The sequence below is a fragment of the Actinomyces sp. HMSC075C01 genome (assembly GCF_001812965.1).
Taxonomy (GTDB): Bacteria; Actinomycetota; Actinomycetes; order Actinomycetales; family Actinomycetaceae; genus Actinomyces; species Actinomyces acetigenes.
The window spans coordinates 29537-42528 of record NZ_KV811036.1 but is presented as its reverse complement, the minus strand read 5'-3'; the positions used below and the strand labels follow the sequence as shown (position 1 = coordinate 42528).

The 12992-nt window shown below is 71.3% G+C and carries 12 protein-coding genes; 8 read left to right on the top strand and 4 right to left on the bottom strand.

Annotated elements, in window-relative coordinates:
* Positions 1-20 precede the first annotated feature (20 nt).
* Positions 21-80: a hypothetical protein gene (locus HMPREF2883_RS15915; RefSeq protein ID WP_371080849.1), complete on the top strand. Its 60-nt coding sequence runs from the start codon at positions 21-23 to the stop codon at positions 78-80.
* A complete protein-coding gene (gene fucP, locus HMPREF2883_RS12080; RefSeq protein ID WP_070662839.1) occupies positions 80-1408 on the top strand; it encodes an L-fucose:H+ symporter permease in 1329 nt (442 codons plus the stop codon). The genes HMPREF2883_RS15915 and fucP overlap by 1 nt, the downstream gene beginning before the upstream one ends.
* Before the next feature lie 106 nt (positions 1409-1514).
* Here fucP and HMPREF2883_RS12075 read toward each other — a convergent pair whose 3' ends face one another.
* Entirely contained in the window at positions 1515-2513 is a 999-nt protein-coding gene (locus tag HMPREF2883_RS12075) for a LacI family DNA-binding transcriptional regulator (protein ID WP_075370861.1), read from the bottom strand.
* 124 nt (positions 2514-2637) lie between these two features.
* Here HMPREF2883_RS12075 and coaD point away from each other — a divergent pair, with 124 nt between their 5' ends.
* The 6 genes from coaD (at position 2638) to HMPREF2883_RS12045 (ending at position 7165) form a co-directional block, all read left to right on the top strand.
* Positions 2638-3225, top strand: a complete 588-nt coding sequence (gene coaD, locus HMPREF2883_RS12070; RefSeq protein WP_070662837.1) for a pantetheine-phosphate adenylyltransferase — start codon at positions 2638-2640, stop codon at positions 3223-3225.
* Positions 3222-3773, top strand: coding sequence for an ATP synthase subunit B family protein (locus tag HMPREF2883_RS12065; RefSeq protein WP_070662835.1), 552 nt, complete (start codon positions 3222-3224; stop codon positions 3771-3773). Before coaD ends, HMPREF2883_RS12065 begins: the two co-directional genes overlap by 4 nt.
* Positions 3774-3959: 186 nt before the next feature.
* Positions 3960-4550, top strand: a complete 591-nt coding sequence (locus HMPREF2883_RS12060) for a YceD family protein (RefSeq protein ID WP_070662833.1) — start codon at positions 3960-3962, stop codon at positions 4548-4550.
* Complete coding sequence (gene rnc, locus HMPREF2883_RS12055; RefSeq protein ID WP_070662831.1) at positions 4550-5344, top strand: ribonuclease III; 795 nt, start codon at positions 4550-4552, stop codon at positions 5342-5344. Before HMPREF2883_RS12060 ends, rnc begins: the two co-directional genes overlap by 1 nt.
* Positions 5344-6417: a bifunctional DNA-formamidopyrimidine glycosylase/DNA-(apurinic or apyrimidinic site) lyase gene (mutM, locus tag HMPREF2883_RS12050; protein WP_070662829.1), complete on the top strand. Its 1074-nt coding sequence runs from the start codon at positions 5344-5346 to the stop codon at positions 6415-6417. Before rnc ends, mutM begins: the two co-directional genes overlap by 1 nt.
* An 88-nt stretch (positions 6418-6505) precedes the next feature.
* Positions 6506-7165, top strand: a complete 660-nt coding sequence (locus HMPREF2883_RS12045) for a response regulator (RefSeq protein ID WP_020991587.1) — start codon at positions 6506-6508, stop codon at positions 7163-7165.
* A 49-nt stretch (positions 7166-7214) separates the two neighbouring features.
* On the opposite strand, the gene HMPREF2883_RS12040 is transcribed toward HMPREF2883_RS12045, so the two are convergent.
* The 3 genes from HMPREF2883_RS12040 to cydD are packed head-to-tail and all read right to left on the bottom strand — an operon-like array spanning position 7215 to position 12984.
* Complete coding sequence (locus HMPREF2883_RS12040) at positions 7215-9308, bottom strand: GAF domain-containing sensor histidine kinase (protein ID WP_070662827.1); 2094 nt, start codon at positions 9306-9308, stop codon at positions 7215-7217.
* Positions 9309-9322: 14 nt separating this feature from the next.
* Positions 9323-11218, bottom strand: a complete 1896-nt coding sequence (cydC, locus tag HMPREF2883_RS12035) for a thiol reductant ABC exporter subunit CydC (protein ID WP_256277472.1) — start codon at positions 11216-11218, stop codon at positions 9323-9325.
* A complete protein-coding gene (gene cydD, locus HMPREF2883_RS12030; protein WP_178389271.1) occupies positions 11215-12984 on the bottom strand; it encodes a thiol reductant ABC exporter subunit CydD in 1770 nt (589 codons plus the stop codon). Before cydD ends, cydC begins: the two co-directional genes overlap by 4 nt.
* Positions 12985-12992: the final 8 nt, after the last annotated feature.

Below are 12992 nucleotides of genomic sequence, written 5' to 3'. Positions count from 1 at the left end.
CCCCCAGCGTCTACGCCGTCGTGCTCACCGGGGAGACCGCCCTGTACGGCAACCTCATCCTCAAGAAGGGCGTGCTGTGATGACTGCGATCCTCGACCCCGTGGCTGAGGAGGCCCCCGTCCGGGAGGGGACGGCCAAGCGGGGCTTCCTGTATCCCGGGATGGCGCTGCCCTTCTGTCTGCTGGTCTCCTGCTTCGCAGCCTGGGGCCTCGCCGGAAACATGACCGATCCCCTGGTCAAGGTCTTCCGCTCCGTGTTCTCCATGTCGAACCTGCAGTCCTCGCTGGTGCAGTCGGCCTACTACGGGGCCTACTTCTGCCTGGCGATCCCGGCGGCCTTCATCAACAGCCGCCTGGGCTACAAGGGCGGGGTCCTCATCGGGTTGGTGCTGGCGGGAACCGGCGGGCTCCTGTTCATCCCCGCGGCCTATGTCATGACCTACTCGGTGTTCCTGACCGCCCTGTTCACCCTGGCCGCCGGCTTGTCCATTCTGGAGACCAGCGCCAACCCCTTCGTGATGTCCATGGGGCCGGAGCATAACGCCACCCGTCGTCTCAACTTCGCACAGGCCTTCAACCCCATCGGCTCCAACCTCGGGGTACTGCTGGCCGCCCTGCTGATCCTGCCCAAGGTGAACCCGGCCACCGCCGAGCAGCGCGCGGCCATGAGTCAGGAGACCCTGCTGGCCACCCAGAGCGCAGAGCTCAAGGCGGTCATGGGCCCCTATGTCGCCCTCGGGCTCCTCTACATCCTGCTGGCCGTCATGATCGGCCGGGTCAAGGTCGTGGAGCGGCCGGTGGAGTCCGCCGCGGGTGGCAGCGGTGGGCCAGGCAGGCTCATGCGCCTGCTGCGCAACAAGCGCTACAGCTTCGGGGTGGTGGCGCAGTACTTCAACGTCTCGGCCCAGACCTGCATCTGGACCTACACCCTGCACTACGTCACCAGCGCCTTGGGCGTCTCGGACAAGGTCGCCGGCTACTGGCTTCAGGCCAGCCTGATCGTCTTCCTGGTCTTCCGTTTCCTCATGGTGGGGCTCATGGGGCGGTATGACGCACGCAAGCTGCTTCTGCTCATGTGCTCCCTCGGGGTCGGCCTGTCCCTGTTCGCCATGGTGAGCGTCAACATTCTGGGGGTGCTGGCCATCATCTCCCTGTCCGCGTGCATCTCCCTGCTGTTTCCCACCATCTATGGCGAGGCCCTGATGGGGCTGGGGGAGGACACCAAGTACGGGGCCGCCGGTCTGGTCATGGCCATCATCGGTGGGGCCACCATGCCTCTGGTGCAAAGTGCCATCATGGATCACACGTCTCCTGCGGTGTCCTATGTCACGGTTGCCGGGTGCTTCGTGGTGGTGGCCGCCTACGGGGTCTACACGCTGCGCGCGCCCAGGCCCGTCAGCGCCTCCTGACGGTCGGCTCCCACTTCGGGGCCCTCTGCACCCACGTGACATGACGTGGGCGCAGAGGGCCCCTCCGTAGGCTCAGTGGGTCTGCCCGAGGAGGTGGTCGCCGGCGCTAGGCCCTGGTCGATGACGCCCTGACGACGAGTGTCGGCTCCAGGCGGATGCTGTGGGCAGGGGCACCCTCGACGAGCTCGTCGGACAGGCTCAGCGCAGCCCTTCCCAGGGCGTCGAAGTCCTGCGTGACGCTGGACAGGGACGGGGTCGTCCAACGCGCCAGGGGGATGTCATCGAAGCCGACGACGGCGACGTCGTCGGGAATCCTCACGCCGGCGGCGAGCAGCTCGTGGCACAGCCCCAGAGCGATGTCGTCGTTGGCGGCGAAGACTGCGTCGGGCAGACCACTGTCGAGCAGGCGCCTGGCGACCTTGGCCCCGGCCTCTCCCGTCCAGGCATCCGTACCCACCCAGCGGCCGGGAACCCCGGCCTGGGCGCATACCGACTGGTAGGCGGCCAGGCGCTCCGAGGCGTCCTGCCAGGACAGGTCCCCGGTGACGTGCAGCAGGCGGCTGCGCCCCTGAGCCAGAAGGTGCTCCGTTGCCAGCCTGGCCCCCAGGGACTGGTCGATGGAGACGGTGGACAGCTCGGAGAACTCGTGCTGACCTGAGATGATGGCCACGACCGGACCACGGTGGCGCTGGGATGAGAGGATGGCCAGGACGTCGGCGCGCTGAGCCAGGACCACGATGGTCGCCACGCGGTGGCCGTGAAGATGGGCCAGTGCCTGTCGCACGGATTCCGAGTCGCTTCCCTCGGCAGTGGCCAGGACGAAGGTATCCCCCCGCTCGCGCACAGCCCTGGCGATCGCGGAGAAGGTGGAGGCCATCCCGTGCGACAGCCCGGCGGTCAGCAGGATTCCCACGGCCCCGGAGGAGCCCGAGGCCAGTGAGCGGGCGGCGAGGTTCGGCTCGTAACCCAGCGCCTGAACGGCTGCCAGAACCTTCTGACGTGTCTCGGGACGGACCGACGGGTGGTTGTTGAGTACGCGGGAGACGGTCTGAGACGAGACTCCGACCGCCTCGGCCACGTCACTGAGGGTCACGCGTGTGGACACAAGGGAAATATAGCAGCGCCTCCATGGGGCTCCCAGGACGCCCGGCGCGCAGCGGCAGCGTGCTGGCGCGGGTAGTGCGGCGCGCGTCCCGCACCGCGGCGGGCCCAGCCAGTAGCGTGAGCGTATGAGCCTGGCCGTCTACCCCGGAAGCTTCGATCCCCTCACCCTGGGGCACGTCGACATCGCCGCCCGTGCGACCACGCTCTTCGACGTCGTCGTCATCGGGATCGCCCACAACGCCGCCAAGGCCGGGCGCCACCTGCTCGACGTCCACGAACGCCTCCGCCTGGCCAGGGACTCCACCTCCCACCTGCCCGGCGTCGAGGTGGACATCGTCCCCGGGCTCCTGGCCGACTACTGCAGCCGGCGTGGGGCGAGCGCCATCATCAAGGGCCTGCGCAACGGCAGCGACCTGGATGCCGAGCTGCCCATGGCCCTGCTCAACCGCGACCTGGGGGCGCCCGAGACGGTCTTTCTGCCCGCGTCCGCCGCCTACACGCACATCTCCTCCTCCCTCGTCAAGGACGTCGCCGGCTATGGCAGGGACGTCTCCGCCCTCGTACCGCCCGCTGTGGCCCACGCCCTGGAGGTCCGGCTGGCCCAGGCCCCCGGCTCTGCAGCCCATGACGGCGTCGACTCAGGACCCGTCCCACCCGGGACCCCGCCAAGCCGCTTCGTCGGCGCCGACCACACTCGAGAGGACCTACCGTGACGACCAGCCGCGATGCCGGAGACGACCTGCTGCGTATCCTCGATGAGCTCGACGAGCTCATCAGCAACGCCCGATCCATGCCGATGAGCGCCTCGGTGATCGTCAACCGGGAGAACGTCCTGCACCTCATCGATCGGGCTCGTGACGCGGTCCCGACCGCTGTTCGTCGCGCCGAGAAGATCGTCGCCGACGCCGACGCCGTCCTGGCTGAGGGACGGGCCGAGTCCGAACGGCTCGTCCAGTACGCCCAGGAGGAGTCCGAGCGCCTCGTGGCCGGGGAGAACATCGTGCGCATGGCCAATGACCGGGCCGACAGCATCGTGGCCGCGGCGGAGGACAGGGCCGCCTCCCTGCGTCACGGGGCCGACGAGTACTCCGACCGCACCCTGGCCTCCCTGGAGGCCGAGGTCGCCAAGGTCGCCGAGCAGATCCGCGCCGGCCGTGAGGTCCTGGCCGGCCGCCTGGGCGACGGCTCGGGCCAGCCGGTGGAGATCCAGGAGCCCGTCCGCCGCCGCTCGGCCTGGTCCGTGGACCCCTCCGCCCACTGAATCGGTGGCGCCGCCGCCCCACCGGGTACGCTCGCGCCAGACACCTCGTCCAATCACCCCGCCCTCCAGCAGCCCAGCACCGTGTGCAGCACCTGTGCATCAGCTGGGCATCACGCGGTCATCATGCCGCTGGGGCCCCTCGGTCATCGCTGGATACGGCGCGGTCAACCCGCTGTGGAGGAACCCATGTCAGGACTCGTCGTCGATATCGTCGACCTGCCCCGTGCCACCGGCTCGGTCAAGAACCTGCAGATCCGCACCCCCGCCCCCGCCGACCTGGGCACCGAGGTCATCGGTGTGCCCGAGGGCAGCGACCTCGCCCTCGACGTCACCCTGACCTCCATGGACGACGGCGTCCTGGCACATGCCGACGCCGACCTGCACGTCCACGGCGAGTGCGTGCGCTGCCTGCGCGACCTCGATGAGGACCGCAGCGTGAGGATCGACGAGCTCTACCTCTTCCCCGAGGTCATCGAGGCCCAGCGGGCCGAAGGCGATGAGGAGGCCGAGGACCTCCTGGTGGTGGGGGAGACCACCCTGGACCTCGAACCGGCGCTGCGCGACGCCCTGGTGCCCACGCTGCCCTTCCAGCCCCTGTGTCGCCCCGACTGCCCCGGACTGTGCCCCGACTGCGGCAAGCGGCTCGAGGACCTACCCGCCGACCACCACCACGAGGTCCTTGACCCGCGCTGGTCCGCCCTGGCCGGCCTGCTGGAGACCGAGACCGGTCAGGAGGGCGAGCCGGACGCGCCCACGAGCAGGGAGGAGCAGGCCTGATGGCCAAGCGCCGCAGCGCCCCGCCCGCGCGCACCGACACCGAGGCCCTCGTCTACCGCTGGGGGCCGAGCATCGATGCCCAGCTGCTCGACCTGGCCCTGACCCACCGCTCCTACGCCCACGAGAACGGCGGCCTGCCCACCAACGAGCGCCTGGAGTTCCTGGGCGACTCCGTCCTGGGCATCATCGTCACCGAGTACCTCTACCGCACCCACCCGGACGTCCCCGAGGGCCAGCTCGCCAAGATGCGCGCCGCCACCGTCTCCGAGCCGGCCCTGGCCGCCGTCGCCCGCGACCTGGGGCTGGGGGAGTTCATCAAGCTCGGCAAGGGCGAGGCGCTCTCGGGCGGGCGCGACAAGGACTCCATCCTGTCCGACACGGTCGAGGCCCTCATCGGCGCCACCTACCTCACCCACGGCCTGGAGGAGACCCGCACGGTCGTCACCCGGCTCGTCTCCCGCTTCCTGGACTCGGCCCGCACCCGCGGCGCGGGCCTGGACTGGAAGACGAGCCTCCAGGAGCTCACCGCCGTCCACCAGCTCGGCAACCCCACCTACAAGGTGACCGGAACCGGCCCCGACCACCAGCGGGTCTTCAACGCCAGCGCCATCGTCGACGGCCAGGTCCTGGGGCAGGGCACCGGAAGCTCGAAGAAGGTCGCCGAGCACGACGCCGCCGAGGCCGCCTACGCCGTCATCCTGGCCGCCCGGGGTGACGGCGGCCTCAACCTGCCCGGTGTCAACGAGGCCCTGCGCGCCGACCTGCTCACCGGACAGACCTCCCAGAAGAGCTGATGCCCGAGCTGCCCGAGGTCGAGGTGGTGCGTGCCGGACTCGCCCGGCACGTGGCCGGACGCACCGTCACCCGCGTCGAGGTCCTCGACCCGCGTCCGCTGCGCCGCCAGGACGGGGGAGCGCAGGCCTTCGTCGACCAGCTCACCGGGCGCACCCTGACCGCGGCTGTCCGCCGCGGGAAGTTCCTGTGGCTGCCCCTGGACGACGGACGCGCCCTGTCCGCCCACCTGGGCATGAGCGGCCAGCTGCTCGTGCGCGGCACCACCACCGCGACCGCTCCTGGTGCCGCCCCGCAGCCGGCCGGTGCCGCGGCCTTCCTGGCCACCCCGGACACCCTGCCCGGCCGGCGTCCCGTGGACCTGAGCGCTACCGAGCAACCCCGCTACGTGCGGGACATCTCCACCTCCACCCGCCACCTGCGAGTGCGCCTCCACCTCAGCACCGACTGCGATGACGACAGCGACAACGGCGACGACGGCGCCGGCGCGGCGGTACTCGACCTGGTCGACCAGCGCATGCTCGGCGGCCTGCACGTCGTCGACCTGACCCCCACCGCCGACGGCGCTCCCGGTGGGATGGGCGATCCGCGGCCGCTGCTTCCCGCCGACGCCACCCATATCGCCCGTGACCTTCTCGACCCGGCCCTGGAGCTGACCGGCCCCACCGGCGTCGTCGCCCGGGTACGCGCCTCGAGGCGCGCCATCAAGACCCAGCTGCTCGACCAGGGACTCGTCTCGGGCATCGGCAACATCTACGCCGACGAGGGCCTGTGGGAGGCCGGGGTGCACGGCCTGCGCCCGGGAACCGGTCTCGGCCCGAGGGCCGTGGCCCGGATCCTTGAAGCCACCGCTGAGGTCATGCGCCGGGCCCTTCAGGCCGGCGGCACGAGCTTCGACGCCCTCTACGTCGATGTCGAGGGCGCCGCCGGGTTCTTCGCCCGCGAGCTGGGCGCCTACGGGCGTCAGGGACTGGAGTGCCGCCGCTGCGGGGCCACCATGGCGCGCGAGACTCTGGCAGGGCGCTCCCACACCTACTGCCCCCACTGCCAGACCCGTCCGCGCCGACGCCGGTAGGCGGCCGTCGACGTCGGGCAGTCTCCACGACAGCCGCGCCACGACGGAGCCAGAGGTGTGACGTAGATTTCCAGCCCCTGGTAATGTCATGAGTATGGCACACACCCCCTCCTCGGAGATCGTCCGCGTCATGATCGTGGACGACCACGAGATCGTCCGTCGCGGCATCGCCGAGATCATTGACCGCGCCGATGGGCTCGACGTCGTCGCCGAGGCGGGCTCTCGGGCCGAGGCGGTGCGCCGGGCCGAGCTGGTCCGCCCCGACGTCATCCTCGTGGACCTCCAGCTGCCCGACGGCACCGGCATCGAGCTCATGCAGGAGCTGCGAGACTCCGTGCCCCAGGCCCTACCGATCGTACTGACCTCCTTCGACGACGACGAGGCCCTGGCCGAGGCCCTGGCGGCAGGCGCCCGGGCCTACCTGCTCAAGACGGTCCACGGCGCCGAGATCAGCGACGTCGTACGGGCCGTGGCCTCCGGACGCGTCCTGCTCGACGAGCGCACCGTGACGCGCCGCCGGGCGGACCACGACGACCCCACCGCCGACCTGACCAACGCCGAGCGCAAGGTCCTCGACCTCATCGGTGACGGCCTGTCCAACCGGGAGATCGGTGAACGGCTCGGAGTCGCCGAGAAGACGGTCAAGAACCACATCACCTCCCTGCTGGCCAAGATGGGTCTGCAGCGGCGCACCCAGGTCGCCGCCTGGGTCGCCGGCCAGCGCGCCTCGGGCTGGCGCAACAGCTGACGGCTCCTGCCGACGCGCTGAGCCCACCGCTGAGGGGGCGCAAGCGCTCTCAGCGCTCCCGACCGCCCCCGTCCAAGGGCACTCGCCAGGTGAAGCAGGTGCCGCGCCGCTCGCCGTCGGAGCGGGCCCGCGGACCGATGACGAAGCTGCCGCCGTGGCGGCGGGCCCGCTCGGCCATGTTGGCCGTCCCCGAACGGCGCGTCACCGAGGGATTCACCCCGACGCCGTCGTCACGGCAGACGATCTCCACCACCGGGCTGCCCCGGAAGGGCTCGGCGTCGCCCGAGGCGTGGCCCTCGTCGTCGCCGGGGCCGCAGCACTGCTCCGAGCCCGGCTGCACCCCCTCGATCTTGACATCCACCGTCACTGAGGAGGCGTGGGCGTGACGGGCCACGTTGCTCAGTCCCTCACGCACGACGGCGACCATGTCGTCGGCGACATCCGGTGCCACGGCGGCGTCGACCGAGGCGATGAGCCGGTCCTCCTCGTCGCGGTCCACCTGGGCCAGGCCCCGGCCGTCGACGCTCAGCAGCAGCGAGGGGGCGTAGCCCAGGGCGTTGCGGGCCAGGGAGGCCTCGCGCCGCAGCCGCTCGATCACACCCACCTCCTCATCGCGATCGCGCAGGGAGCGCACGATGGAGCGGATCTGGCCCACGGAGTCGTCCACCGCCTCCAGCGCGGTGCTCAGCACGGAGCACACCGCCTCCAGGTCCGCCTGTGTGCTGGAAGCCAGCCGTTCCCGGGCCGCTGAGATCTGCATGCCGGTGGCGAAGAGCTGTTGGATGGCCAGGTCGTGCAGGTCCCGGCCGATCCGGGCTCGCTCATCGAGCAGCGTGGCCATCTCCTCGGCGTGCTGGGCGTCGGCCAGCTCGAAGGCCATCGTGGCCTGCCCCGCCACAAGCTCGGCGATCTCCAGGTCCTGGGCGGTGAACGGTGCCGCACCCGGGGAGCGCAGCAGCAGCATGACCCCCACGCCCCGCCCCCGGTGGATCATGGGGGCGTAGAGGGCCGGTCCGAACTGGGCCAGCTGGGGGACCAGGAGGTCGCCGTCGCCCCAGGCGTCCTCCAGGGAGTCCACGACCAGGCCGGTCTGATGGGCCAGGGTGGTCAGGGCTCGACCCTCGGACGGGAAGAAGGTACCGATGAGCTCGTGGGCGTGCTCGCCGTCGGCGATCTCGCAGATCCAGCGCTTCCCGATGCTGGGCAGGATGAGGGCGGCCGTGTCGGCGTGAGCCACTTGGCGGACGCGGTGGGCGATGAGCGTCAGCGCGTCATCCTCCTGGGCGCCCGAGAGCAGCAGTGTCGTCAGCTCCTGGGAGACGGCCATCCACTGCTCGCGGTCGCGGGCCTCGCGGTACAGGCGGGCGTTCTCCACAGCGACAGCTGCGGCCTGGGCCAGGGTCAGGACGGCGTCGGCATCCGACCGGGTGAAGCCCCCGGGCTTGTCACACAGGTAAAGGTGCCCGTAGACCTGGCCGTGAAGGCGCAGCGGGGCCGAGAGCAGGCTGCCGGTCTCCTCACCCTCGATGGCACCGGTGAAGGCCGAGGCCCTGCCCAGGTCGTTGTCGATGACCATCCCGGTGCCCTCGAGCCCGCTGAGCATGGACTCAGCGCAGGTGGGCGAAGCACCAGCGGAATCGGGGGCGCCGGCCATCTGGGCGAGCTCATCGAGGGTCGCCGTGGGCACCCCGCTGCACAGCCCGGTGCCTGAGCCCGCGCCGGAGGGACCGGGCGAGAGGGCGCCGGCCGGGTCGACATCCATGTCCGCGTGGTTGAGCACGGCGATGGTGCCCCAGGAGGCACCGGTGATGGAGCAGGCCGACTCCACCAGACGGCGCAGCGCGTCGGGGACCCGCAGGGAGCTGGTGAGCCTGAGGGCCGCCTGGATGAGGGCGACGGTCGCCTCGTCCAGGCTCGGCTGAAGGGCCGACGCCCGGCGGCCACGGGTGGAGACCAGCTGGTCGGCGTGGACGGCGTAGGCCAGGCGTCCTGCCGCGGCGTTCTCCTCCGAAGCGGGCGCCATCGCCTCATCCCGTCGCGCTGAGGGGCCGTCGATCTCCTCCGGGGCGTCCTCGGGCACACCGGGCAAGCCAAGGCCGTCGCCGGGAGTGTCTGCTGCGTGCTGGGGGTGGGGTGTCGTCATCGTGCTCAGCTCGTTCAGCTCGTAGCGGATACGTGGTCCTGCTGCCTGTCCTGATCCTCCTGGGAGAGCGACCACCGGTAGGTCTCGGAGACGTCCTGGAGCTCACAGTGGCTGCCTCGGTGCAGGATAGTCGCCGGGGCCTGCACGCCGGTGGCCTGCGGGCGGTGTCCCATGACAAGGACCTCGTCGGCGTGCTCCAGGGCGCTGAGACGATGGGTGACCAGGAGAGCGCCGCGGCCCGAGTCACCCGCTGTCAGCAGGTCGGTCACGAGCCGGTCCGCGGTGACGGCATCGAGATGCTCACCGGGCTCGTCCAGCAGCATCAGGGGGGCCGGAGCCGCCAGGGCCCGGGCCAGCAGGAGCCGACGCCGCTCTCCACCGGACAACGTTGTGGCATCGGTGCCGATGATGGTCTCGACGCCGTCGGGAAGAGCCTCGAGCCAGTTCCCCAGGCCGGCCCGCCTCAGCAGATCACCGGCCTGGGCGGGGGTGACGTCCCCGCGCGCCACGCGCAGGTTCTCCAGGACACTGGTGTGGAAGACGTGCGCGTCCTCCGCGGTCAGGCACACCCTGGCCGCCACATCGGGGCGGGCCGCCTGCCACGGGGGGACACCGTCGAGCGTCAGCGTGCCGCCCCGAGGCTCCAGCAGTCCCGCCAGCGTGGCCAGCAGTGTCGACTTGCCGATCCCCGACGGCCCTACGATCGCCACTCGGCGACCGACCCGCAGATCCAGGTCGATGCCCTCGGCCACAACCGGGCCGCCCGGCCAACCCACCGCCAGGCCCCTTGCCTTGAGGTACGGGCCCTGGGCGGAGGGCTCGGGCAGCTCCCGAGGTGCGCAGGACGTCGCGCCGCCGGCGTCGGCACTGGCCTCGGCCGCCTCGATGAGCTCCACGATGCGGCAGGCGGCGCCGGCCGACCTCACCAGCTGCACGCTGGCCGGCCCGAGCGCGGAGGTGGCCTCGAAGGCCGCCAGCGGAACCAGGACGATGACTGCCAGCCAGACCGGGGCCAGCCGCCCGGCGGAGACGGCGCTCACCCCGACCACCAGGTTGCCCAGGACCGCGATGCCCATGGCAGCCACATCCACGGCCGCCGCGATCGCGGCCGGTACCGCGGCCCGGTCCCGCAGGCGGCTCAGGCCCTCCTCCCGGGAGGCGACCTGGCGCATCGAGCCGGCCAGGCGCCCGGAGACGGACAGCTCAGGGGCCCCCTCCAGGACCGCCAGGACCTGCGCGGACAGCTCGGTGGCCTGCCTCTGACGAGCCTGCTCGGCGATCCTCGCCGAACGGATGGTGGCCAACGGGCCCACCAGTCCCGACAGCAGCAGGCAGGCCAGCAGGATGAGGCCCGCCGGCCAGTAGACCACGCCGATGCCGAGACAGGTGGCCGCACCCAGGACGGCTGCAACCGCCGCAGGCAGATAGGCGCGCACGACGAGATCCCCGACCGCGTCGATGTCGCTGCCCACCCGCGCCAGGACGTCGCCGCGACGCAGGCTCGCAACCGTGTCCGTGCGGGCCGCCGCCAGGGACTCATAGAGGCGGGTGCGCAGAGCGCCCATGCCTCTCAGGGCGGTGTCATGGGAGACGAGCCGCTCGCAGTAGCGCAGGACGGAGCGCGAGATACCGAAGAGCCGCACCGCCACCGGCGCCACCCCCAGCGCGACGACGTCGGGCATCTGGGAGGCCCGCGCAATGAGCCAGGCCGCCACCCCGGACAGGGCCACGGCCGAGGCCATACCCGCCGTTCCGGCGAGCACGGCCAGGATGAAACGTGACCGGTCCAGGTTCAGCAGGCCCACCGCACGGCGCAGGGAGCGCCGCTCATCGGCGGACAGCGCGGGGGAGAGGGCAGAGGTCGCCGGGCTCACCGGGGTGACGGGGTTGACAGTGCTCACAGGGCTCACAGGGCCTCCTCCTGCGCCGTCGCCTCACGGGCAGGTGCCCGGTCAGGTACCCGGTCAGGTGTGATGCCCGCCGATGGTGCCGGCGGCACCGGTTGGCTCGTCACGGCAATGGTCTGCTCGGCCAGGGCCATGAGCGCGCGACGGTGCGCAATGACCACCACCGTGCGCCCCGAGGCGTGCAGCGCACGGACTGCGTCCAGGACGTGGGCCTCACTGGCCGCGTCCAGGTGGGCGGTCGGCTCATCCATGACCACCAGGGGCGCCGTCGAGCACAGGGCCCTGGTCAGAGCCAGACGCTGGCGCTGCCCCACGGACAGACCCACTCCTTGACTGCCCACCGGGGTCCGCCACCCCTGCGGCAGGCCATCCACAACCTCATCGAAGCCGGTGGCCCGAGCCGCCTCGACCAGTACGTCGGGGACGCCCTGCGCTCTGGATGCGCCCGGCTCGGCATGATCCAGGACGTTGTCCAGCACCGTGCCCGGGGTGATGGTGGGGCGCTGGGGCACCCAGGCGATCTGCTCCCACCAGGTGGCCGGATCGATCTGGGCGAGGTCGACGGCGCCGCCGGGATCACCACTGTCGGGCACCACCCGCACCCGCCCCCGGTCCGGGGCCAGCAGGCCAAGGAGGACCTGCGTCGTCGTGGTCTTGCCCGCACCCGACGGACCGGTCAGCGCCACCAGGCTGCCCGGAGAGACCGAGGCGCTGAGCCCGGCGGGGGCCCACGCGCCCCGGGAGGCGACGGACACCGCATCGAGCTCAATCGTCGCTGAGCGCAGGTCGGGAGCCGGCAGGCCGCCGGGCTCGGGCACCGGGGTCTGAAGAACCTCGAAGACCGCGTTCGCCGCCGCCACCCCGTTGGCCGAGGCGTGGAACTGGAAACCCACCTGCCGCAGCGGCTGATAGACCTCAGGGGCCACCATGAGAACGAGCAGGCCGGTGAACAGGTCCATGCGCCCGGCCACGAGCCGGAAACCGATCTGGACGGCGATGATCGCCACCGACAACGTCGTGATGAACTCCAGGACCGCCCCCGACAGGAAGGCGACCCGTAAGGTCGACATGGTGGTGCGCCGGTAGGAGCGGCCCAGGGAGCGCACCTGCTCGGCCGGTCCCTGCTCGCGTCCGAGGGCCTTGAGCGTGGGCAGACCCGAGATGAGATCGAGCACCTGATCACCCAGGACCTGCATGGTCTTGAGGCGCTCCTGGGAGACGGACTGGGTCATCCTGCCAATGAGAATCATGAAGATCGGGATGAGGGGCAGGGTGCACACCACGGCCACCGCGGCGGACCAGTCCTGGGCGAGGAGCACCAGCACCATGGCCGGCGTCACCGTGGAGGCCAGTACCAGCTGGGGGAGGTAGCGGGTGAAGTAGGGCTCGAGGTCGTCCAGCGCACGAGTCAGCAAAGTGGCGGTCTGCGTCCCGTGAAGCGCCTGCCACCGGGGGCCCAGTCGGGCTGCGTGCTCCAGAACGAGCCGGCGCAGCTCGACGATCGTCTCCGTGGCGGACCGGTGGGCGTGAGCCTCCTGGAGCAGGACCACCAGGGCCCTGGCCGCCAGGACCCCGCCCAGAGCCACCGCCAGTGCCCTGACAGCCGACGGTGCGGCCCCCTCGGAGATGACCGAGGAGACCGCACTGGAGATGAGGAAGGCCTGAGCCACCACCAGCACGGCGGTCACCATCCCGGTGACGGCCGTGGCGGCGATGTATCGGCGGGCGGAGCGTGCGTAACGCATCAGCCGGGGATCGAGGGGCTTCACCTGCTCAA